At 61.8% G+C, this 21,653-nt stretch carries 23 protein-coding genes and 2 pseudogenes; 12 read left to right on the forward strand and 13 right to left on the reverse strand.

The features are described from left to right. The 3 genes from NR193_RS29645 to mog form a co-directional block, all read left to right on the forward strand. On the forward strand, window positions 1–296 hold a 296-nt coding region (locus NR193_RS29645; RefSeq protein ID WP_256751605.1), incomplete at its 5' end, for a U32 family peptidase. Window positions 297–300: 4 nt separating this feature from the next. After that, window positions 301–1,200 carry a U32 family peptidase gene (locus NR193_RS29650; RefSeq protein ID WP_256754242.1) on the forward strand — a complete coding sequence of 300 codons (900 nt, stop codon included), beginning with the start codon at window positions 301–303 and terminating at the stop codon, window positions 1,198–1,200. 22 nt (window positions 1,201–1,222) lie between these two features. Further along, entirely contained in the window at window positions 1,223–1,729 is a 507-nt protein-coding gene (gene mog, locus NR193_RS29655) for a molybdopterin adenylyltransferase (protein WP_256754243.1), read from the forward strand. 19 nt (window positions 1,730–1,748) lie between these two features. On the opposite strand, the pseudogene NR193_RS29660 reads toward mog, so the two are convergent. After that, window positions 1,749–2,396 (reverse strand): annotated as a pseudogene (locus tag NR193_RS29660) (IS5 family transposase); the annotation flags it as partial. A gap of 535 nt (window positions 2,397–2,931) precedes the next feature. Between NR193_RS29660 and ric the strand changes: the two are divergent. After that, window positions 2,932–3,627, forward strand: a complete 696-nt coding sequence (gene ric / locus NR193_RS29665; protein WP_256754244.1) for an iron-sulfur cluster repair di-iron protein — start codon at window positions 2,932–2,934, stop codon at window positions 3,625–3,627. Window positions 3,628–3,950: 323 nt separating this feature from the next. On the opposite strand, the gene NR193_RS29670 is transcribed toward ric, so the two are convergent. Beyond that, window positions 3,951–4,238, reverse strand: coding sequence for a DUF6522 family protein (locus tag NR193_RS29670; RefSeq protein WP_256754245.1), 288 nt, complete (start codon window positions 4,236–4,238; stop codon window positions 3,951–3,953). A 343-nt stretch (window positions 4,239–4,581) separates the two neighbouring features. Between NR193_RS29670 and NR193_RS29675 the strand changes: the two genes are divergently transcribed. Next, a complete protein-coding gene (locus NR193_RS29675) occupies window positions 4,582–4,734 on the forward strand; it encodes a hypothetical protein (RefSeq protein WP_256754246.1) in 153 nt (50 codons plus the stop codon). Window positions 4,735–4,775: 41 nt separating this feature from the next. On the opposite strand, the gene NR193_RS29680 is transcribed toward NR193_RS29675, so the two are convergent. Together NR193_RS29680 and NR193_RS29685 are read right to left on the reverse strand one after the other, a co-directional pair. After that, window positions 4,776–5,114, reverse strand: coding sequence for a metal-sulfur cluster assembly factor (locus NR193_RS29680; RefSeq protein ID WP_256754247.1), 339 nt, complete (start codon window positions 5,112–5,114; stop codon window positions 4,776–4,778). Between the two features lie 69 nt (window positions 5,115–5,183). Next, window positions 5,184–5,438, reverse strand: a complete 255-nt coding sequence (locus NR193_RS29685) for a DUF2249 domain-containing protein (RefSeq protein ID WP_256754248.1) — start codon at window positions 5,436–5,438, stop codon at window positions 5,184–5,186. 246 nt (window positions 5,439–5,684) lie between these two features. Between NR193_RS29685 and NR193_RS29690 the strand changes: the two genes are divergently transcribed. The 4 genes from NR193_RS29690 (at window position 5,685) to hemN (ending at window position 8,649) form a co-directional block, all read left to right on the forward strand. After that, a complete protein-coding gene (locus tag NR193_RS29690; RefSeq protein ID WP_256754249.1) occupies window positions 5,685–6,113 on the forward strand; it encodes an Rrf2 family transcriptional regulator in 429 nt (142 codons plus the stop codon). Window positions 6,114–6,450: 337 nt separating this feature from the next. Continuing rightward, window positions 6,451–6,687, forward strand: a complete 237-nt coding sequence (locus NR193_RS29695) for a hypothetical protein (RefSeq protein WP_256754250.1) — start codon at window positions 6,451–6,453, stop codon at window positions 6,685–6,687. A 9-nt stretch (window positions 6,688–6,696) separates the two neighbouring features. Continuing rightward, window positions 6,697–7,038 (forward strand): ferredoxin FdxA, encoded by a 342-nt coding sequence (fdxA, locus tag NR193_RS29700; RefSeq protein WP_256754251.1) that lies wholly within the window; start codon window positions 6,697–6,699, stop codon window positions 7,036–7,038. A gap of 258 nt (window positions 7,039–7,296) precedes the next feature. Continuing rightward, the gene (gene hemN, locus NR193_RS29705; protein ID WP_256754252.1) at window positions 7,297–8,649 is read left to right on the forward strand and encodes an oxygen-independent coproporphyrinogen III oxidase; all 1,353 of its coding nucleotides are present in this window, start codon (window positions 7,297–7,299) and stop codon (window positions 8,647–8,649) included. 680 nt (window positions 8,650–9,329) lie between these two features. Here the strand turns inward: hemN and NR193_RS29710 are convergent. From NR193_RS29710 to NR193_RS29745, 8 genes and pseudogenes are all read right to left on the reverse strand, one after another. Further along, window positions 9,330–9,694: pseudogene (locus tag NR193_RS29710) on the reverse strand (integrase core domain-containing protein); the annotation flags it as partial. 26 nt (window positions 9,695–9,720) lie between these two features. Further along, on the reverse strand, window positions 9,721–10,716 hold the full coding sequence (locus tag NR193_RS29715; RefSeq protein ID WP_256754253.1) for an FAD:protein FMN transferase: 996 nt from the start codon (window positions 10,714–10,716) through the stop codon (window positions 9,721–9,723). Between the two features lies 1 nt (window position 10,717). Further along, window positions 10,718–11,260, reverse strand: coding sequence for a nitrous oxide reductase accessory protein NosL (locus NR193_RS29720; protein ID WP_375162751.1), 543 nt, complete (start codon window positions 11,258–11,260; stop codon window positions 10,718–10,720). Further along, the gene (locus NR193_RS29725) at window positions 11,257–12,087 is read right to left on the reverse strand and encodes an ABC transporter permease (protein WP_256754254.1); all 831 of its coding nucleotides are present in this window, start codon (window positions 12,085–12,087) and stop codon (window positions 11,257–11,259) included. The genes NR193_RS29720 and NR193_RS29725 overlap by 4 nt, the downstream gene beginning before the upstream one ends. Then, complete coding sequence (locus NR193_RS29730) at window positions 12,084–13,001, reverse strand: ABC transporter ATP-binding protein (RefSeq protein ID WP_256754255.1); 918 nt, start codon at window positions 12,999–13,001, stop codon at window positions 12,084–12,086. The genes NR193_RS29725 and NR193_RS29730 overlap by 4 nt, the downstream gene beginning before the upstream one ends. Continuing rightward, on the reverse strand, window positions 12,998–14,386 hold the full coding sequence (locus NR193_RS29735) for a nitrous oxide reductase family maturation protein NosD (RefSeq protein ID WP_256754256.1): 1,389 nt from the start codon (window positions 14,384–14,386) through the stop codon (window positions 12,998–13,000). The genes NR193_RS29730 and NR193_RS29735 overlap by 4 nt, the downstream gene beginning before the upstream one ends. Window positions 14,387–14,389: 3 nt before the next feature. Continuing rightward, on the reverse strand, window positions 14,390–16,315 hold the full coding sequence (gene nosZ / locus NR193_RS29740; RefSeq protein WP_256754257.1) for a TAT-dependent nitrous-oxide reductase: 1,926 nt from the start codon (window positions 16,313–16,315) through the stop codon (window positions 14,390–14,392). 24 nt (window positions 16,316–16,339) lie between these two features. Further along, a complete protein-coding gene (locus NR193_RS29745; protein WP_375162752.1) occupies window positions 16,340–18,679 on the reverse strand; it encodes a 4Fe-4S binding protein in 2,340 nt (779 codons plus the stop codon). Between the two features lie 163 nt (window positions 18,680–18,842). Between NR193_RS29745 and NR193_RS29750 the strand changes: the two genes are divergently transcribed. The 3 genes from NR193_RS29750 (at window position 18,843) to NR193_RS29760 (ending at window position 21,378) form a co-directional block, all read left to right on the forward strand. After that, entirely contained in the window at window positions 18,843–19,688 is an 846-nt protein-coding gene (locus NR193_RS29750) for a ferritin family protein (protein ID WP_256754259.1), read from the forward strand. Between the two features lie 277 nt (window positions 19,689–19,965). After that, window positions 19,966–20,409, forward strand: a complete 444-nt coding sequence (locus NR193_RS29755; RefSeq protein WP_140662257.1) for a pseudoazurin — start codon at window positions 19,966–19,968, stop codon at window positions 20,407–20,409. 264 nt (window positions 20,410–20,673) lie between these two features. Beyond that, window positions 20,674–21,378, forward strand: a complete 705-nt coding sequence (locus NR193_RS29760) for a Crp/Fnr family transcriptional regulator (protein WP_256754260.1) — start codon at window positions 20,674–20,676, stop codon at window positions 21,376–21,378. Here NR193_RS29760 and NR193_RS29765 read toward each other — a convergent pair. Continuing rightward, a complete protein-coding gene (locus tag NR193_RS29765; RefSeq protein ID WP_256754261.1) occupies window positions 21,344–21,595 on the reverse strand; it encodes a DUF1858 domain-containing protein in 252 nt (83 codons plus the stop codon). The two genes, NR193_RS29760 and NR193_RS29765, sit on opposite strands and share 35 nt — an antisense overlap. Window positions 21,596–21,653: the final 58 nt, after the last annotated feature.

The following is a 21,653-nucleotide window of genomic DNA, read 5'->3' on the forward strand; positions in this document are numbered from 1 at the left end:
CATTGTGCAAGGGCAAATTCAAGGCCGGCGGCAAGACCTCCTATTTGTTCGAGGATCCCGTCAGCCTGAACGCCGGCGGGATGATTGCCGGGCTGAAAGCCGCCGGCGTAACCGCCTTGAAGATCGAAGGACGCCAGCGTGGCAAAGGTTACGTGACGGAAGTGGTCCGTGCCTTCCGGAAGGCCGTCGACGCCGTCGAGCAAGGTGGCGATGCGATCGAGATCGATCGGATTCTTGCCGGCCAGTCGGAAGGTTCCCGGCAGACGGCAGGAGCGTACAGCAAGAAGTGGAGATAGCATCTTGTCCGCAATTGCGTTGACGCTTGGGCCGGTGTTCTTCCACTGGTCGCCCGACCGCCTCCTGGACTTCTACCGCAGGATAGCAGACGAGGCTCCGATCGACCGCGTCCATGTCGGCGAAGTCATATGTGGCAAGCGGATGCCATTTTCCGACCCGGCATGGCCCGAGATCATCGAACGCCTCGAGCGTGCGGGAAAGGAAGTGGTGCTGTCCACGCTGGCGGCGCCGGCAACTGTTCGAGAGCGCAGAAGCATCGCGGATCTCTGCACCGACGAGCGGCAGGTGGAGATCAACGATGTCACCGCCCTGCCGTCACGCTCCGGCAAGCGCTTCGTGACCGGTCTGTTCCTGAACGTTTACAATGAGGCTTCCGCGCGGTTCATGATCCAGCGCGGTGCCACAACGATATGCCCACCCGTGGAATTGTCGCTCGCCGCCGTCGGCGCCATGGCCGGCGCATGTCCCGAGGCGGAATTCGAGATTTTCGTCTTCGGTCGGCTGCCGCTCGCGCTTTCCGGCCGATGCTATCACGCGCGCATCCACGGCCTTCACAAGGATTCCTGCCAGTTTACCTGCGAACGGGACCCGGATGGTCTTGCCGTGGACACGCTCGACGACCAGCAGTTCCTCGCGATCAATGGCGTGCAGACGCTCTCCAACCAGGTGCAGGCCTTCTGCCCCGCACCCGCGGATCTCACCTCCAGAGGCGTCCGGCGTATCCGCCTATCTCCGCACACGTGCGACATGGTCGAGGTGGCAAAGACTTATAGAGCGCTTGCCGACGGGAGAGAGGATCCCAAGGCTGCCCGCTTCATCCTCTCGTGCCTCGATCTGCCCAGCACGCTCGTCGATGGATACGCCCATGGCAAGCCCGGCTGGCAGCCAGCCCCTTCGATCTGAAGATGGATCTCGAACGGAAAAAATGACCCAGATTGCAATCGTCACGGTGTCGGATCGTGCAAGCCGAGGCGAGTATGAGGACCTCGGCGGGCCCGCCATCGAAAGTTGGCTTCGCAAGGTCGTGACGACACCCTGCGCTTTCATCCGTCGCATTATCCCCGATGGACTCGAGAGTGTTCGGGATGTGCTTGTCGAGCTTTGTGACCAAGGCGGAGTTGATCTGATCCTGACAACGGGAGGAACCGGCCCTTCTCCAAGGGACCTTACTCCCGAAGCCATGCAGCAGGTCATCACCAAGGAACTTCCCGGTTTCGGCGAACTCATGCGACAGGCCAGCTTGCGGCAAGTCCACACAGCAATCCTCTCACGTCAGACTGCTGGAGTGCGCGGCCGTTCGCTGATCATAAACCTGCCTGGCAAGCCGGCCTCGATAGACGTATGTCTCAACGCCGTCTTTCCTGCCGTGCCGTACTGTCTGGAACTGATTGGAGCAGCGCCGATCATAGCGAATCCAGCGATGTTCGGATGATCTTGCGCCGAAATGGCCTTTAGATTTGGAGTTGTGGACCATTCCATAGGATCGTAGCTGCTAGGGTGATGACGGCGAGATAATTCCCTGCTGTTTTCTCGAGTGAGTTGCGACGCGTCGGAACCGTTCGAGCTTTGAGAAGCAACATTCGATCAGGTGGCGCCGGACGTAGAGATGCTTGTCGATAGGATATTTTTGAGCCCGCACAAGGGTTGTTTGGGATGACAGCCACGGCGTCTTTGTCCGCGATCGCCTGGCGCAGGCGATCGGCGTCGTAGGCGGCGTCGGCCACGACGACTTTGGCGGGCAAGCCGTCGATCAAGGCATAAGCCTGCGGGCAATCCCTCTGTTGGCCAGCGGTCAGGATGAAGCGCACCGGGCAGCCGAGACTCCTGACGGCCATATGGAGCTTGGTACTCAGGCCGCAGCGGGAACGGCCATGGCCTGATTTTCAGACCTTTCTTTAGCACTCGAAGCATGTTGATGGGCGCGGATGTTCCTGGAGTCGACGACACTCGAAGTCCGGATCGTCCGAAATTGCCGCGAAGATGCGCCACCAGACTCCCTCACGGCTCCATCGGCTGAAGCGGCGGAAGACTCTGTTCCAATCGCCGAAGACATCGGGCCGATCGCGCTAGGGCGATCCGGTGCGCGCGATCCACAGGATATCGAAATCGCGCCCGACACGGACGATTCAAACTTGAGAAATAGCCACGTTCATCAAGCCAAGTGCCGTGAACTCACCGCCGCGCCGTACTCAGGTTCCCGCGGGCAGGCTGATGGCGGCAGCTTGCTGATCTGCTTTAGGATTTTGGCGGTACAGCGCAGTGAAAGCCCGACACGGTCCTCTGGCTGTCCACCTATGTGCTTCCTTACTTCGCGATGGGCAATTGGCAGACAAACAGCAGCCATCGCCACAGATGAACGGGACGCGCGCAGTTTTGAAAATCAATTGACAAAGTTCCCACTGAGGAATGCGAGACATCCGGAACACGCCGAAAGACGCTGCGGTTTGGCATTCTCATTCAAGGGAAGGCATTTTGATCCTCTTTGTTCAAACGCAAAGACTTCGGACGTCATCCGGGCAATTCATGGTCCAACGGTTGGCCCATTTCGTTCTCGCGACGATGCATTGCGTCGAAGTCGAATGAGTCCGCTCTGAGTTTCAAAGCCGTTGTGTTGACCATGCATGGAGCTTCGTCATGAACACCCAATTTCCAGGTCCAGATTTATGGGAACGCACCGTCGGCGACATAGCCGCTACGCTACCTGGCGCTACCGCCGTTTTCCGCAAATTCAAGATTGACTTCTGCTGCAACGGCGATCTCACCCTTGATGGCGCTGCGCACCGGCGCGGAGTCGATCCCGACGAGCTTGAGCGCGCGTTGGAGGAGCTTGGTACCGGCGCCGGGGAAACAGCCGCGCCTGCTGCGATGGACAGCGATGAACTGATCGGCCACATCGAAGCCTGCTACCACGAGGCGCATCGCCGCGCTCTGCCCGAGCTCATCGCCCTGTCGCGTAAGGTTGAGGCAGTGCATCGCGAGCATCCGAAGGTGCCGGCCGGCCTTTCCGATGCGTTACGGCAGATGCAAAGCGAACTGGAGCAGCACATGGCCAAGGAAGAGGCCATTCTGTTTCCGGCAATGCGGCAGTGGGCCAACGGCAAGTTCGATATCCCGATTTCGGAGCTGCGGCACGAGCACGACGACCAGGGCACCCTGCTTCGGCTCCTCGAAAGCCTCACCGACGACTTCGCCACGCCCGAGGGAGCCTGCCGCTCCTGGCAGGCGCTGTACGTCGGCACGGCCCAGCTTGCCGAGGACCTGATGGAGCACATCCACCTGGAGAACAACATCCTGTTCCCGCGGTTCTCGGAAACGGAAAGCCGTGCCTAGCCGCCCAACGTTGATGACGACTGCAGCTATGTATGTGGAGCGCTTGGCGAATCCTCGACTGATGGGCTGGGCGCGGTAGTCGCCGTGCTACCACTGTTGCCGTTAACACCAACTTGGTTCACGCATTTCTATCGTCATCGGCACCGTCAGTGGTGAGCCCTACGTTGCGATGCTCGAGGAAAGGCTTTTCACCCACCCTGCAGCCTGCCTTATGACATATCAAAACTCGGGAAGGCCTTAAAGAGCTGAGTGGAGCGAGCCTGCAGGGCAGGCCTCTCGACGAACGGGCGAGGCCATTCTCGACTTCTGCAAAACTTGGCGGGCTATCCGCCTGTGCGATGCAATTGGCGCGGTAGGGCAGCTTGCCCAAAGTCGATCATCGAGCGCCGTATCACGTTGCCGGCGGCATCAATGCTCAGACGCGCACGGCGATTGCCGTAGAAGAAGCTCAATCGATATTCGCCCTCGTGCTCGCCAATCCCGCGTTCACAAAGGGAGGTAATCTCTTGTGTTCTCAGCAGCGAGTGCACCGCCGTCGGATCGAGACGTAGCAAAGCGGCAAGCAATCTTGCGTCAATTAGGATGTTGTCGGTGCTGATCTCGACCTGCATCGGTCCACCCCTCGAATCGGAAAACCTTTGATGAACCGTGGCCGGAGCCGCAGCCGATCCATTCCGGAGAATCACTGGCGGGGAACGATCCTCCGCGTCGGACCAAGGGCCGGTGGCTCGTGCGGTTTCATCAACCAGCAGAGCTTTGCGATCATTTCGCACCGTAACCTCCTGACCACATTAAATGATGCATTTCGTGTTGCGTCTGCCTACCTGTAGTCCTGATCGGATCCATTCATGCGATCGCTTCGATTCTCTCAGAAAGGCGCGATAGTCGCCTCTATGGCTCGTCCCACCGCACCTGTTTGCTCAACCGGTGCAGAAGCGCGTTGAATTTCTGCCATTGCCTCGTGTCGACGTCGCGCAGTTGGGCACACGCCCGACCGGCAAGGCGGCAGGCGGCATCGGTATGTCCGGCCTTTGCAAGCACCTCGAGGCTGGCGACCAGGATATCCGCCAGGCCATCGATCCGATCTGCCTGTCGGTATTGCATTAGGTTGGCCTCCGTGGACTTGGTCAAGTCAGTGCGAACGTCGCTCACCACTCGCCATCATCGCCAATGCCGAGGTGGCGCTTGGCTTCGATGCTCATCTTCTGTGGCGACCAGGGCGGTTCATAGGTCAGGGTAACGTCAACGAATTCGACGCCCGGAACGCTCCACGCAGCGTCGCGGGCCCCCTCCTTCATGTAGTTGGTGGCGGGGCAACCGCGGGTCGTGGTGGTCATCACGATGTTGACGACACCGCCGTCGTTGACCAGGACAGCGTACACAAGCCCCAGATCAACGATGTTGTAGCCGAGTTCCGGATCGATCACGAGGCGAAGCGCCTGCTTGACCTTCTCGTCGTCCAGCCGCGATTCTGCTCCAACGGTCATGTCACGGGCCCTGCCACATCGCCGCCCACGCAAAGTCCGCGGGCGGCTTGTTGCGTTACGATGTTTGCCTCACGCCGCCTTCGAGAGGCGACCGATCTCGACGCGCCAGACCGGTCCCCTCTCGAAATAGGTCCAGGAGAATTGGTGCGGATGTTCTGCCTCCAGCTGGTAGTAGAGGGGCTTTGGATCATGATCGTTGACGAGGATGAATTTCCCCCCGGGCGCAAGCTGATCGACAAGCTCGAAAATCTTTTGGTGCCTCTGCATCGGAACCAGGCTGCGGACATCTATTTCGTTCGTTTCTGCTTCTGTCGTAAGTGCCATTGAATCGTTCCTTCGATTTCAGTGAGGAGCGGCGGATCCAATCTCGTCCGGGGCGCCGCTGTGGCGAGGCAACTTGCGCTGCACCGACGGCCATCGATAATCGATGCACAAAGATACATTGTCAATATATGTTTTAGCATCGCGCCAGAAACGCTGAAAATTGCGCGCCTTGCAAAAGATACCTCAACAGCGCATCTTTTTGGTGTTTTGATCGCCGTGCCGCATTGGTCGGCAAGAGGGCCTTGGATGAGACTGACAGATTTCTCCGATTACTCGCTGCGGTTGCTCATGTACGCTGCGGCCAGGGCCGGGCAGTTGGTCACAATCGAGGAAACCGCTCAGGTTTATGGAATTTCCCGCGCGCACCTCATGAAGGTGGCCAACCAACTGACCCGCGCCGGCTTCCTGAAGGCGGTGCGCGGCCGCTCTGGCGGCCTCGCGCTCGCCAGGCTGCCAGAGCAAATCCGATTGAGCGACGTATTGCGCGCGACCGAGCCCGACTTTGCGCTGGTCGAATGCTTTCGAAGCGAAAACAACTGCCTGATCACCCCGCGTTGTCGCCTGCGCGGAATGCTGAAGGAGGCTCTCGCCGCCTTCTCCGGGACGCTTGACCGCTACACCCTGGCTGACCTTCTGCTCAGTCCCGAAGATTTCGGCATCCAGCCGGCGGCCTAAGGGCTGGCGACGCTCCCCGCTTCACCTGGTCGCATCGTTTTCCCTTGCTGGGTCAAAGCCAAAAAGATACATCTGCGATATATCTTTTATCTAGCCTGATGACGATCACCTTGCCAGCCACTTTTATCGGTCACACGTTAAGCACCCTTCGAGGATTCTTGCCAGCGTTGATGCGCCCGGACCTCACCTGCGTCCTGTCACGCCAGGAGCGGCTCGGCCTGATCTTCTCAGCGATCGAACAATGTGGCGTCGACTGCCCGCCCTGCGCGATTTGGGCGCTGGAGCAGGATAGATCCCAGGCAGCGATGGATATTGAACTAACCGAAAGGAGATTGCCATGCTGAGCAATTCGCACGATTTCGTCCGGCCCGCAGATACAGTCGAGCGTGCTTATCTCGAATCCTTGGTTCGCGCCGACTATGACGGGAGCCATCCTGGGGAAACCTTCGACGACATGAAGCGACGCATGTCGTTTTCCAGGGAGGATCAAGGCCTCTACCGCGACTGGATGGTGCTTGCCGCGGCTCGTGCCGAGACGGCGCGCGCGGCAAGTCCGAGCCTGATTGCCGCCTGAGGATCGCGCATGGCTTACGTCGTCACGGACAATTGCATCAAGTGCAAATACATGGACTGCGTCGAAGTGTGTCCTGTGGACTGCTTCTATGAGGGCGATAACATGCTCGTCATACATCCCGACGAGTGCATCGACTGCGGCGTCTGCGTCCCCGAATGTCCGGCGGAAGCAATCTTCCCGGACACCGACCCCTCCGCCACCCCGGCTTGGCTCGCGCTCAATCACAAATATGCGTCGTCCTGGCCCAACATAACGCGCAAGAAGATACCGCCCGCCGACGGGGAAGCCTGGGACGGAGTGCCCGGAAAATTCGACGCCCATTTCAGCGGCGAACCCGGTGAGGGCGATTGATCTGGTGCCGTTCTCCTGACCATGGCCGCGTCGGTGCGGCAAAATCAATTTCGGTCGACCGGTCCGGCAGCGGCAGGCGAAATGGCCTGCGGCTTCGATTTCTGTACTCGCCGGGGTTCGACGCCGCCACTCTCGTCGGTGGCGCGCACAACCGTTCCGCAGCATCGCCTTCCCAGATGCAAGACATTTGCCATTCCGCAAAGAAGCCGGGCGGGAAATCGATAAGTGTTCCATGCTTCAACGGAGGCGAGGAAGCGCGTGAAATTGTCTGTTTTGCAAAAATATGGTGAGGCGCGCCTGCCGCGCTATACCAGCTACCCACCGTCGCCGGAGTTCTCGCCTTCGGTCGACGTCGACACCTATGCAAACTGGCTGTCGCACCTGCCGCGAGGCGCTCCGGCCTCCCTCTACCTGCATATCCCCTTCTGCCGCTCGATGTGCTGGTATTGCGGCTGCCACACCACCGTCACGGCCAAAGATCAGCCCATCGTTGAATATCTGGATCTGCTTCGCAACGAGATCCAGATGGTCGCCGCGCAGGCGGCGCAGCCACTTCATGTCGACAGGATACACTTCGGCGGCGGTACCCCCACCATCGTCACGCCAGCGGATTTCGTAGCACTGACGGATCTCCTTCGCGATCGCTTCGCTTTGGCCGAGACCGCCGAGATTGCGGTCGAGATCGATCCGCGCACGCTAACGATCGAGATGGCGGGAGCCTTGGGCGGCGCGGGCGTCAGCCGCGCCAGCCTGGGCGTACAGAGCTTCGACCCGGTGGTCCAGAGAGCGGTGAACCGCATCCAAAGTGAGGAGACAACACTGGAGGCGGTCGACCGCCTGCGCCACTCCGGCGTAAGCAGCATCAATTTCGACCTGATCTACGGCCTACCTCACCAGACGGTCCGATCCTGTATCGACACGGCGAAAGTCGCAGCCGCCATGCGGCCTGACCGGCTTGCAGTGTTCGGCTACGCTCATGTGCCGTCCTTCAAGAAGCACCAGCGCATGATCGAGGAAACGACCCTGCCTGATAGCGTCGCTCGCATGGAGCACTCGCAGGCCATGGCCGAAACGCTCGTTGGTGCTGGCTACGTCCAGGTCGGCCTGGATCATTTTGCATTGCCCGACGACGATCTCTCGCGGTTGCAGGCTACGGGAAAACTGCGGCGCAACTTCCAGGGTTACACCACCGATAATTGCGAAGTGCTGGTCGGCTTCGGTGCCTCGGCCATCGGCCACACCCGTCACGGCTATGTCCAGAACCAGGTCGGCCTCGGCTTCTATGCGGGTTCGATCGCTTCCGGGCGGCTGGCGACCGCCAGGGGCTACCGGCTAACCGACGAGGACCGCCTGCGCGCAGAGATCATCGAGCGTCTGATGTGCGACTTCACGGTCGACGTGCAGGAGGTTTGCAGCCGGCATGGATTTGATCCGGCCAGGTTGCTCTCCGACAACCAAAGGCTTGCCGAACTCTCCGATGACGGCATCATCGACGTCGCCGAAGGCATCATCCGGGTACCGCGTACTCATCGGTTCCTGGTCCGCGCCGCCGCGGCTGCTTTCGACGCCTATCTCCATCGGTCGGGCCGGGGCCACAGTCAGGCCGCCTGACCAGCGGCAATGCTGCCGCAAGAATTCGGGCGCGGTTGATGGTTGAGATAGCACGACCGCGCCAGCAAGTATTCCCAAGCCCTAACCGAAATAAATCGATGTCGCCAAATCAGCGACATCGCTTCTATTAAGAACGGAGCGTGAGGGAGGCCAAGCGCGTTGGCGCCGGCCGCTACCACCATTCGGTGATATCCACCCAGCCGAAGTGGGACATCACGTTGCCAATCTTTTTGGGACAAGCCTGAAGGAGCGCGCGAATGTACGACATCGGAATGAGAACGGGACTTCAGCTGATCTGACGAACAAGAGCGAAACTTGGAGCGGCCGATGGATGGCAGGCTACCGTATAAAGTCAGGACGGTCGGTGGTCCCATTGACGACGAAGAGTTTTCCGACCCGGAGTTGGCAGTGATCAAAGCAGAACGGCTGTCCGTTGCGCTGCCGGGGCTGCTTTTCTTACGGTATTCGGCGGGGGGCGTTATTCGGCTTACCCATGTAGCTGCCTTGAGTCATTCGTTGCACGAACCGGTCATCCAAATTAGGACCGAACCCCTTCCGTACTCCATCTCAATGGCGACCGCCTCTTTTTCCGCCCCTTGTGATGCGCTACCCGACGCACCCTCACGGGAGGTCAGAGTTTCCTCCCCTTGATCAGCAGCACGGGCTTCCGTGTGCCGATTTTATGAGCGCGGACGTGGAATCCAATCGCCGTGTGGTCGGTGTTCGTTGTAGTGTCTCGACGCCAAGCCTCCAATTTTTTCGGCGGCATCCGCAAGCCTCAGCAACCAGTGCGTCGAGAGGCACTCCGCTCTCAGCCCGCCATTGAACGCCTAGATGAATGCATTAGCGGTGGGTTTCCCGGGCCACGAGAAGTCGAGCGTCACGCCATTCTGATGGGCCCGCAGGTCCATGTCCCGGGATATGAACTCGGGTAGCCGACCCTGGAGCGCACCTGCTCCAGCGTGGCGACGAGATCCTCGCCGCGATAGCTGAACCGCGCGTCAAGCACCGGCACACAGCGTGTGAAGGTGTCGACGACGGGCAATTGGGCCTGCTTTCCGATAGGCCTCCTCATGCCCTGATACGAGTCCATCCACCTTCATGCGACAGGATATGGGCCTCCACGCCGGCAGTGCCGTGGACCGCGGCCGCGATCGCGGCCGTGTCCATTAGGTTGAAGGCGGTTGACAACGCATCCGCCAACGCTGCCTGCCCGGCCACCACGGTGACGCTGGCATGCCGCTGGGGCGTCGCGCCGCTGCGTGGATCGATGATGTGGCTGAACCTGCCCTCCGCGTCGAAGCGGAAGCCGAACGGGCTCGACGTGGCAACCGCGCGATCCTCCACTTCGAGTACCTCAAGGATTCGGGCCGAGTCGAGCGGATCAGAGAGGCCGACGCGCCACGGCCGGTCGCCGGGCGCCGAACCGATAGCACGGCTTTCGCCCATGTCTACCATGGAGCGCTCGACGCCGCCGGCCTTCAGCAGATCGACCACCCTGTCGGTGACGTAGCCCTGGGCGATGCCGTTGAGCGTCAGTGCCGCGCCTGGCACCGACAGGTCTATCCGGCTGCGCGAGCAGGCGACCCGGTCGAGGCCGACGCGGCCAACGCATTCGCGCACAGTCTGCGCCGAAGGCCCGGCTTCGGCGGCGCCGGACATCGAGAAATGGCGACGGTAGGCGTCCCACAGCGGCTGCACCGTGGGATCGAAGGCGCCCCCCGTGAGCGCCCAGACTTCTCGGCTCTGTCGCAATATATCCACCATCTCTCGCGGCGGCGCGACGAGAAAGCGCTGACGGTTAAGGCGCGTCAGGTCTGAATCGTCCATGTAGAGGCTGAAGATGCGCTCCAGTCGGCGCACCTCCGCGACGACGTCGTTGCTCAGCTTCAGTGCCATGGCGCGGTCGGGATGATGGATGACGAGCGAGGCCTGCGCACCCATCGCCTCGCCCTGCCAGGTCACGCCTTCCCGGGCAGCCTTGCCTTGCAGTGGCAGCAGCGCCATGCCGGCCGCGGCGGCGCTGATGGCAATCATGCGACGTCTGGTCATTGTTCCAGAAATCATGTCAATCGACCTCCTTGGCGGACTGTTTCGACGTATCGCCGCCGCTGGCCTGCTCGTCCAATATGTAGTCGCGCGGAACGGCGTCGAAGCCGACCACCCTGCCGCCATGGTCGCCGGCGAAAGTCCTCGCCGCCGCCTCTGACGAGAAGGGCACGGCTTCGGCCGCTCCCATGCCGCCTTTGCGATCGCTGCCGACGACGAAGAAGGCCTTGCGGGCGTCAACCCAGTTGTCCGCACCGGGCTTCTCCCAGCTTGCCGCCTTGGCCATGTCGGAAACATAGATAGCCCTTATGTCCTTGGGCTCCTCCGGCAAGATGGTGAAGGCGATCGTGTCGCGCGCCGAGGAGAACCAGATCGGCTCGTCGTATCTGGCGAGAATGACTTGCCCCTTCGGCCCGGCATGTTCGAGGATGTTCATGCCGCAATAGCGGCCCATCGCCTCCTCCGTCATGGCGAAGGGGGCGGGGGGCGGCTCCGGCGCGCGCTGACAGGCGCCGAGCACGAGCAGGCTTGCGAGCAGGCCTATCTTCAGATGTGGCTTCACAGTTCCCTCCGCGAGAAGGCGAGTGCGGCAAGCGCCATCGGCCCGGCAACCCATGCTCCGAGCGTCGCGATCAGCGCCATGGGCGCCAAAGCGACACTCTGCACGCTCCCCGCCATGCCCGAGGCAGCGGCGATCTCGGTCGAGCCGGAGAGATTGAGGATGCGGTAAGCATCGGTAGGATTGAACAGGAGCAGCGCATTCAGCGCGCCTCCGCTGACGTAGTGGCCCTGGTCGGCGACCAGAATCCCCAGCAGAGCCATGTCGTAGATGACCACGAAGACCAGCCATATGCCAATGGCGATGCCGGCGGCTGTGCCACGGTCGCGCGCCAGCGCGCTGACCAGATAACCGATCGCCACGAAGACGGCGCCCAGCAGCACCGACGACGCCGTCATCGTCGCGAACGCCGTCCAGCTTTGCCCGCCAATCCCCTTGTCCGTCGTCACCAGCGCCAGTGCGGCAAGCCCGTAGCCGACGCAGGTGGCGAAAGCCAGTATCGCGAGATGACCCAGGAACTTGCCGAGCAGCACCTGACGGCGACGGACGGGATAAGAAAGCAGCAGCGTCATGGTGCCGCGCTCAATCTCGCCGACGATGGCATCGTGGGAAATGAGCAGCGCAATCAGCGGCACGACGAAGATGGTCAGGCTGGCGAGACTGATCACCACGACATCCAGAGCGCCGGCGCCGACCGTGCCGGCAGGCGCGCTGCCGAGGAAGACGAGAGTCAGCGCCAGAGCTGCCAGAAGCCCTGTGGCGGCGATCACCCAGCGGTTGCGCAGGCCTTCGCGCACCTCCTTGGCCGAGAGCAGTAGGATCGTCTTCATTGGGATGCCCTCCCCGCGAGGAAATGTGCATAGAGTTCATCGAGGCCAGGCGGCACCATGTCGAGATCCTTGAAGGGGGCGCCCTCGCCCGCGGCCCGGCGCAGGAAGGCGGCCTTGTCCTCAGGCGAGGCGTCGATCTCGACGATGTGACCGTTGATCTGCCTGAGACCTTTCGGCTCTCCCATCCATTCCCTCAGGCGCCGCGCGCCACCTTCGCCGGCCGTGAGGCGGATTCTCGTCGGCAGTCGGGCGATACGGCGCAATTCGTCGAGCGAGCCATCGGCGATCTTGCGGCCATCGTTGAGGATGACGACTCGACCGGCATTGCCTTCCAGCTCGTTGAGCGCATGGGAAGACAGAAGCACGGTCGTTCCGGCCGCCTGCATCTCGCGGACGATCCCATAGAACTGCTGGCGCAGTTCAGGGTCGAGCCCGGTGGTCGGCTCATCCAGCAAAAGCACCGCCGGGCTGCCGATCATCGCCTGCGCCAGTCCCAGCCGTTGGCGCATTCCCTTGGAATACGTGCCAATGCGTCGGTCGGCGGCATGGGCAAGGCCGATCCGCTGCAGCAGCGCCTCGGCCTCCTTTAGCGGGCCGCCCTTGAGCAGGACATAGAAGCGCAGCGTCTCGCGACCCGTGAGGGCCGGATTGAAGGAGACATTCTCGGGAAGATAGCCAAGACGCCGGCGAACGGTCACGTCTCCGGCGGCCGGGTCCTGCCCGAGCACGCGGACCGAGCCCGAAGTGGGGCGCGCAAGCCCGAGCATGAGCTTGATGAGCGTGGTCTTGCCAGCGCCATTGTGGCCCACAAGGGCGATGACCTCGCCTGCGTCGGCGGCAAAGGAGACGCCGTCCACCGCCCTGACTGAGCCATAGTGCCGTGCGACTGCGTCGAGCTCGATGTTGAAGCTCATGGTCTTTTCCTTCCCTCGATGCCGTCGGGCTCCATGAGCGGATGGCTGTCCATCACGCCGCCGGGAAACACCCCCGGGAAGCGCGCCTGCGCCCAGCGGATCACCTGCACGGCCGGGCTGTTGACCAGCACCTTCGCCGCCGGCGTCTGCCACAGAACCCTGTCGATCACGTCGTTCGGCCGGTAAGGCTTGTCAGCGACCCCGTCGCCGTCAAGGTCGAAGGCCGGGTTGTCGCTCCAGTAGTTGCCACGGCCGCCGCTTGACCAGTCGAGCGAGCGGGTGCCGACATACTTGACCTGATTGCGGTTGCGCACGAAGGCGTTACCGCTCATGGCATTGCCCTCGGAACCTGCCGTAAAGTGGACGCCGATCTCGCAACCCTCGAAGAGGTTGCCACTGAAGCGGTTCTTGTTGGCGTTGTAGATGAAGACACATTTTTCCGGGCCTATGCGCATGCCCGAAGGCGCCGCGACGACTGGCGCGGCGCCTTCGGCGGCTGGCAGGTCCTGATCCGCGACGAAGCGTTGCCCGTTGCTGGTCCAGCGGCCGGCCGGCTGCGGGCCGCCGCGCACGACGTTGCCGCTGATCTCGGAACCATTGGCGTAATTGAACAGGAGGCCGTTGTCGCGATCGCCGTCGGACACATTGCCGGTGACCTTCAGGCCGTTGGAATACATGATTGCGTAGCCGACGATGTTGCCGGTCGACACGTTGTCGGCGATCACGCTGTCGTTGGTGTACATGTAGTGGACGCCGAAACGGAGGTTGGCGAAGGCGTTGCCCCTGAATTCGTTGTTCCTGCTGGCGTTGGCGAAAATGCCGTCGCGGCCGAAGCGGATGTCATTGCCGATGACCTTCGCCCCCGGCGCGTTCCATACCGAGACGCCGCTGCCGGACCGGCTGGTGCGCCCGTCGCGCAGGCCCTCGATGCGATTGTTGCGCGCCACTGAGTCGCGCGCCCCATGCAGATAGATGCCGTAGAGGTTGCCGACGACCGAATTGTTCTCGATCTGCGCGCGCGTCGCGGTCTCGGTGGCGAACACGCCTGCATCCATGGCGTCGAGGTCCATGCCGGAGCCTTCGATCTCAAGACCACGCACAGCCGCATCGGGCGCCAGCAGGGTCACGACGCTGCCCCGTCCGTTGCCCTTCAGCGACGCGCCCGGGTCGCCCTGCAACGTCAGCGGTTTGGCGATGACGACCGGCCCGCGATGCTCGCCCGGCGCAAGACGCAGCACGTCGCCGGGCGCGGCGGCGTCCACCACCGCCTGCATGGGCGCAGCACCAGCAGGCACGGCAATCTCGGCCGCGGTGGCCGCGCCGCCGGGAATGGCGGCTAGAAGTGCCGCCATTCCCATCACTGCCAGGTGCACGACTCGGACCATGTCCTAGGCGCCTTGTGGCTCTACGAACATGCGGCCCTGCATCTCCATGTGCATGGCGTGGCAGAACCATGAGCAGTAGTACCAGTAGACGCCGGGCTTGCTTGCCTTGAACGTCACCGATGCCGTGGCTTGGGGGGCCACCTCCATGTTGATGCCGTAGTTGACGATGGCGAAGCCGTGGGTGAGGTCCTCCACCTCGTCGATGTTGGTAACGTAGACCGTGACCTCGTCGCCCTGCTTGACGCTGAAGCTCTCCAGCCCGAAGGCCGGCGCCGAGGACGTCATGTAGACGCGCACCTTGTTGCCGTCGCGGATCACCTCGCTGTCCACCGTCAGGTCGATGCCGTCGGCCTTCGCCTGCTTGACCGCATCCTCGAAGAACGGATCGGCTCGGTCCCAGATGCTGATCGGATTGATCTTCGAGCGGTGGACGAGGGTCGCGTCGTGCGGCTCGGCGAAGCTCGGGCTGTCATGTACCAGCACCATCTGGTCACCCGAAATGTCAATGAGCTGGTCATTCTCCGGCTTCAGCGGGCCGACGTTGAGGTAACGGTCCTTGGAGAACTTGTTCAGCGAGATCAGCCACTTGCCGTCCGCCTCCTTGGTCTGGCCCATGGAGGTATGGTTGTGGCCGGGCTGATAGTGAACGTCGAGTTTCTGGCGGATCGGGTCGACCTTCTCGCCAGCGAAGGAGCGCTTGGCGTCCTCGATGTTCCACTTGCAGATCTGGCTGTCGATGAACAGCGTGGTGTAGGCGTTGCCCCGACCATCATAGGCCGTGTGCAACGGCCCGAGCCCCAGTTCCGGCTCGGCCACCACCGTGTCGCGCGGCTTGATCTTGTCGTCGAAAAGGTCATCGAACTTGCGCACGTCGAACACCGTCACCGTTGGCGACAGCTTGCCGTTGGCCACCACATGGATGCCGTCTGGCGCGGTGTTGATGCCGTGCGGGCTGTTTGCCACCGGCACGTAGCGGGTGTAGGGCGAGTCGTGTCGCCCGTCGATGACTGGCACCCCTCCCATTTCCTTGTAGTCGCCGCTCTTCACCGCGTCCTCGATACGCTTCAGGTTGAAGATCACGATCCAGTCCTGCTCCTTCGCCATCGTCTGCTCGAGATTGACGCCCTCCTCGGAATTGTAACAGGTGGAGAAGGCGTACTTGCCCTGGTAGTCGGCGTCGACATTGTCGAGATTGCCGTCCACCATCACCTGCCAGGCAACCTTCATCGTGTCGCCGTCCACGGCACTGAAAATGGAATGGTACTGCTTGCTGTCGTCCAGGATCTTGCCGTCATTGGGGATCGGCACGCGGTCCTCGCCGTTGCAGAACACGTAGCCGGTCCTGGGATATTTCTGCACGCGCAAGCCATGCACCGTATGCTGGTTCGGCAGCTGAATGATCTTGTCACACTTCATAACGTCGAGCCGGATGCGGGCGACGCGCGTGTTGGCCTTGTCGTTGACGAACAAGTAGCGGCCGTCATAGGTCCCGTCCGTTTGCGAGGGGTGGGGGTGGTGCAGGTCGCCGTTGAGGTAGATGCCGCCACGGTCATTCAGGAACTCGACAGTCTCCGGCAGCAGACCCTCTGTCAGGATCTTGCGGCTCTCGTTGGTCAGGCCCCAGCCGGTGGCGCTGCAGCGGTTGAAGACAGGGATGCGCATCATTTCGCGCATCGAGGGCGCGCCCATGATACGGACTTCCCCCGTCTGGCCGCTGGAGAAGAACACGTAGTACTCATCCAGCTCGCCGGGCTTGACCTCGAATTCCTGCCCGCCCTTCTCGCTGGCTGCCGCCCGTGACACCACGCTTCCGCTCAACGCCAGTCCCCCGCCCACGCCGGCAGCACCCGCCGCAGCGAGCGCGGCCGTCGTACCCAGCAATTGGCGCCTGCTTAGGATCGTCTTCCTGTCCTGGTCTTCTTGCGACATGTCTTTCTCCTGTTGGTTGGCCTGTCAGCCTGTTGGGTTTGTGTCGTTTTCGGGAACTTTTATCGGCAATCCCTTGTGCGTGATGACGGGTGGGCTTGCCGGCCCCTTGCCCGGCTTGGCGAGGGCCCGCGTTGTGGGCGAGGACAACGCCTCGAATTTCTCCCGCTTCAGCCGCACCTGGATCATGTGCGGACAGCGGTGGTCGTCGTGGTAGAGTTCCTGGCAGTGCATGCAGTAAATGCATTCGTTGACATTGATCTGGCCTTCGGGATGAATTGCCTGGACAGGGCAGTCCTTGGCGCAGCGCTGGCATGGCGATCCGCATTCGGGATAGCGCTTCAGCCATTCGAACATGCGGATTCGGCCGGGAATGGCGAGGGCCGCGCCCAGCGGGCACAGGTACCGGCAGTAGAAGCGCTCGATGAACAGGCCGGCTCCCAGCAGCGCCAGCGCGAAGACGACGAAAGGCCAGCCGCGCGCGAACTTCAGGATGATCGCCGTCTTGAACGGCTCGACCTCGGCGTAGGTCTCCGCCAGAGTCACGGAATAGAGCGACAGGCCGAACAGGCCGAGGAAGATCACGTATTTGATCGGCCACAGACGTTCGTGCAGACCGAACGGGAGCTTGACCTGCGGGACTTTCAGCCATTGCGCGAGGTTATTGGTCAGTTCCTGCAGCGCGCCGAATGGGCAGAGCCAGCCACAGAAAGGTCCCCTGCCCCAGAACAGCAGGCCTCCGGCCACCGCCGCCCAAAGGATGAAGATGAGCGGCGCGGTGAGGAAGAACTCCCAGCTGAAACCGCTCAAGAGCGAATTGATGAAAGTCAGCACGTTGACGACGGAAAGCTGGGCGTTCGCGTACCAGCCGAGCCAGACGAGCGTGAACAGAAGGTAGCCACGCCGCACCCAGGCGAACAGGCGTGGCCGACGCACCAGCCAGTTCTGGAAGAAGAAGATGGCTGTGAGCACCAGCAGGGCGACGACGGTGATGCCGATCTTGACGGCGTTCAGCTTCCAGATCTTCACCCACAGGGGCTCTTCGTTCGCGGAGCCCTGTCCGGCGGTCTCGGCTGCGGCCTGCGCGCCAGCGGCCGGTCCGGGTGCGACCGCTTGCGGTTCCCGCTGTGTTGCGGGCGTTGGCGCCGCCGCCTTCAGGTAGCGATTGGGCAAGGTATAACCGAGTACGAACGGCAAGGTCGCCTTGTCGCGGGCGCCGTAGCTGCGCTGGACGAGCAGTTGCAGCTCCCACGGCTCGGAAAGATCGAGTGAAAACTCGTCCGGGACCGTGAACAGCGCAATCTCGCGCAGGTGCGGCGCGCCCTTGGTCGCGAGGTCCCCGAGACGCGTATGGTTGCGGTCGCGAAAGCGCACCCCTTGCCCGTCCTGCAATAGCTCGATGCGATCGAAGATGCCGCCGCGCACATACCCGGAGCCCTTGAAGGAATATGTGCCGTCTCCGGCCACCACAATCGCCTGCTGGCCGGGTCGGAGCGACTTCTGCAGACGCTCATAGGCGGTATCGCCCAGGAGGCTGCGGCCGATGGTAGGCACGCTCACAGGCGCGATATAGAGATCGATGAAGCGATCGTCCGGATTGCCCGTCTCCGGTCGCGCGGCGGCCTCCGGATGGCCGGAATCGGCGAAGGCCTTGGTCACCTCGCCCACAGTCAGGCGCAGGCTGCGCACCGAGCCGTCGCCCAGCAGGGCATTCCAGTCGTGGACTTCCGAAACGGTCGCATCCACTGTTTTCGCCGGGGTGACTGGCGCGCCGGCGGCCAACGTTCCGGTTTCCGCCAGACGGCCACTGCGGATCAACTTCACGGCTGAGCGCACGACGCTGTCGCTCATCACCAGGACGGTGACGGTCGCGCCGCTGACGATGTCCACTTGCGGCAGCTGTTCCTGACCAGCAGCGACTCGGCCAAGGTCCTTGCCGATCAGCGAATTGAGCGCCGCGACGACCTTTTCCTGCGGGATGCCTATGAGGACGATGGGTTCCTTGTGCTCGACCAATTTGATGCCGCGGATGACTCCCTTGGAGTCGATGCCGACAAGGATGCGGATCGGCTTGCCTGAATAGCCTACCGCGCTGGAGAAGTCGGTGTTGAGATAGACGTAGCCGACCGGCTTTCCGCTTGACAGGAGCGGCGCCAGTGGCGGGCTTCCCGACATCTCGCCATAGGCGTCCGCGCCTTGGATCAGCTCGCCGGGCTGCGTGCCCGAAAGAAAGTGCTGCAGGCTTTCGTCGGCACGGCTCTGAGGCGTGCAAAGGGCGAGCAGCGTGAACACAGCCAGTATGAATGCCAGCGCGTGCCGCGCCCCGGTGCCGACTTGGCGCGATACCGCTCGGTCGGTCCTATCCATCAATGTGGCTGTCGGCATGCTCGTCCTCTCACGGCCGCTTCAGGCGTAACCGGTCTCAGGACGCACATATCGGTGGTTTTGCCTGATGGTTCTTTGATCAAACGCAAACAAATGCACTGAGGGAGGTTGTAGGACTAAGCGCCTAAGCGAGAGAAGCTGTCCCATGTCCCGCCTGATATCCGAACCGACGCCAATCCAATCGATGGACGAGCTTCTTGCCGTCGCGCTCGCGATGGAGAAGGAGTCCGCCGACCGCTACGCAGCCCTTTCCGAGCGCATGCGCTCAGCCGGCCAGCTGGAATTGGCCGATGTATTTGATCGTCTCGTGCGCGAGGAGACCCGGCATATCGATATGGTTGTGAGTTGGTCGCGCCAGATCAGCCGACAGCCGCGAGAAGTCCTGCCGGCCGACGCCGTGCCGCAGGACGTGTTCGACGATGAGGCAATAGGGCTTGTCTCGCCCGAACTTGTGGACGCCTACCGTTCTTTTGCGATCGCCGTCCGAAACGAGGAGCGCGCTTTCGCCTTCTGGTCCTATATTGCAGCCCATGGCGCGTCGTCGGAAATTCGCGAGGCAGCCGAGCAAATGGCGCGCGAAGAGCTTGAGCACGCGAAAACACTGCGGCGCGAACGGCGGAAAGCCTTTTTCAAGGATCGGCGTATGGGGCCGACAGTCCGGGAACCCCACGATCTGCCCAGCCTGGAAATGGAGGTCTGCCAGCGCCTTGAGGAATATGCCGACAGGAACGAGGATCGAAGCGAATGCCGTGATCTCGCCCTTGAGGCGCGCATGCTCTCCCTTGATCTCGCATCGGATCCTCTCGAGGATCCCCCGCACGCTGGATCGCCGCCGCCGAGATCCCTGGATGCGCTCTGCGAATGGTTGGCTGATTACTATATCGACGCCGGCGAACAGCTACCTTCGCAGGCCGCCCGGGATCGGGCGCAAGCCCTTGCCACCATCGCCGTCAAGCGCCTGGCTGTCGTGCGGGCTCTTGCAATGAAATAGACAGGAACCTGGCAGTCTGCGTCGGGTCATCACTCACAATGTCAAATCAGTTTACCTCCAGACCGCGGCTTGCCCGGCAAGCCGAAGTCGTCGCCGATCCCGGGGCGCGTCCGCGTCAGTTGGCGCAACGCGTCGTGGCGTCGTTCACGCCCGTCCTCGATCGCCATCGGAAAATGAAAGAACAATCTCACGCCAGTTTGCGCTGCAACAAAGTGAACCTGCCTGAACCACGGTAGGAATTGAACGATATTCATCTCGCAAAAAAGGAAAGTAGATCATGAAATACGCAACCATCGCAGCGGCAGCTTTCGCGACCCTTGTCGTCTCAGGCGTAGCCCAGGCCGCCGACCATCAAGTGCAACTGCTCAACAAGGGCGAGCACGGCGTCATGGTCTTCCAGCCGAATTACATCGAAGCAGCCCTCGGCGACACAGTGACTTTCGTCCCGACCGACAAAGGCCATGACGCGGCCAGCATCGACGGCATGATCCCGGACGGTGCGCAGCCCTTCAAGGGCGAGATCAGCAAGCCGGTCACTGTCACGGTCGACAAGGAAGGCGTCTACGGCATCAAATGCGTCCCACACTACGGCATGGGCATGGTGGCGCTGATCGTCGTCGGCAAGCCCGTGAACCTGGAAAAAGCCAAGACCGTCAAGCAGCCTGGCAAGGCCAAGACCGTGTTTGCCGATCTTTTGTCGAAGGTCCCGGCAGGCAACTGAGCCGGAACCCGCCGGATTTGGTCGCCGCCGGCTTGTCCGGCGGCGACCTTGGTGTGCCTGTCGGCATTGATAGAAGAATGCCAGATCGCGATGCCGTGCACACGCCAAGACAGCTAGCCGGCAACCCTATCCTGGCTGGCTGAGTCAACATCGCTGCGAACTCGGTTCCGGTTATTAGGCCGCAGCAGGAATGTCTTGCGGCAAAAGGCTTTCGCGTGACATGTTGCTTGGAGCTCAAAACATGGCACAAGCCGGAAAATAAAGATGAGTCGTCTTGACCGCTCGCTGATCGCCAGCCTATCGGCGTTCCAGGGCCTGACCCCGGCTGAACTCGATCGCATGGTAAGCCAGGCCCGCTCGCTGCGCATCGCAAGGAACCGGGCCGTCTTTGAGCAGGAGCAGGACGCCCATTCCTTCTTCCTGTTGCTGGATGGCCATATCCGCGTCGTCAAGAGTACGGCGGAGGGCGGCGAGGTCACTGTACGCTACATTGGTCCTGGCGAACTGATGGGCATAGCCACGGCTCTTGGCCGCACCACCTATCCAGCCAGCGCCATGGCCGCGGTTGACTGTGTAGTGCTGGCGTGGCCTAGCAGCCTGTGGTCGGAATTCGCCTCCGCCTATCCAGCCTTTGGCGCCAGCACCTACCAGACCGTCGGCAACAGGCTGCAGGATGCCCACACGCGTGTGGTCGAAATGTCAACCGAGCACGTCGACCAAAGAGTGGCCCATGCCCTCCTCAAGCTGGTGAACCAGACTGGAAGAAAGACGGAGGAGGGTCTCATGATCGACTTTCCGATTTCCCGCCAGGACATCGCCGAGATGACGGGCACGACGCTGCACACGGTTAGCCGCCTGATGAGCGCCTGGGAAGGAAAGGGACTGGTCAGAAGCGGCCGCCAGAAAGTGACTGTCGTGGAGCCGCATCGCCTGCTCATGCTGGCCGAAGGCCGGACGCAGAAGACATAGGAGCCGCCGAACGGCCGGAGGATGCAGCGGCTTCCAGATCGCTGCGCAACAAATCTTCATCCAATCCGTGCTCGCGGGCAGCCTCAGCAACCGTGTGGAAGGATGCAATTGGACAACCAACGCACAGCATGCCGCGGCGAATGACCACGCGGATGGTCAGCGGCCATCTGCGCATGATCTGGTCCATGGTCATATCGTCACCAATCAAAGATTCCATCGTCGTCATCCGCTTGCAAAGTTGGTCAACCTTAAAGCCATGCACGTCAGTGGTTCTT

Source organism: Mesorhizobium sp. Mes31, from assembly GCF_024519675.1.
Classification (GTDB): Bacteria; Pseudomonadota; Alphaproteobacteria; order Rhizobiales; family Rhizobiaceae; genus Mesorhizobium.